Origin of the sequence: Aggregatibacter sp. oral taxon 458 str. W10330, from assembly GCF_000466335.1 — a bacterium.
GTDB lineage: Bacteria > Pseudomonadota > Gammaproteobacteria > Enterobacterales > Pasteurellaceae > Aggregatibacter.
In genome coordinates, this window is the sequence record NZ_KE952624.1 from 1 (window position 1) to 603 (window position 603).

Here is a 603-nt window from a genome sequence, read left to right on the forward strand (position 1 = left end):
TCCACAAATGACGATATTCAAATTCTCCGTGTGACACCACGAGAGCTAGAGAACATCCGCCAAGCTAAACATGACCCGGCGGTAATGCAACGTTTTGAGGCGAATAAACATAAAATCGCCACATTAAACACGTTATACCATCTCAATATTCAGCAATTGTATTACACAACAGATGGAGATATAGATTACATCACAGACAAAGTCAATCGTATGTATGAGCAAACACTTGAACTGGCTTATCGCAGTTTACTTTCTCAAACAAGACTTGCGCCGTATTTTGAGCATCTTACAGCTGTTTCGCAAGGGACGACACCGAAAACAGCAGAAAAACTTATTGCACTTTTTGACGCTAAATTCAAGCAATCACCGGAAGCAGCATTAACGGATTTAGCGGAGTTTTTATCTCTGCTCCCACAACCTCGCGCCTGGGCGGAGGGGTTGGTGCTATTGCAACGCTATACTGCCTATGCTAAGGCGCAGGGCATTTATGCCGCTTGGCAGAGAGATAATCAAGCCACGTTAAACGTATTAACCGATATCGGTTTTCGTTTTGGCAGTAAAGGCACTGATGCGGCGGACGTATTCATTAGCCATGATGAAAGT

The 603-nt window shown here is 43.9% G+C and carries 1 pseudogene; it reads left to right on the forward strand.

Annotated features, from left to right (window positions below):
- Positions 1 to 603 (forward strand): annotated as a pseudogene (locus tag HMPREF9065_RS10260) (calcium-binding protein); the annotation flags it as partial.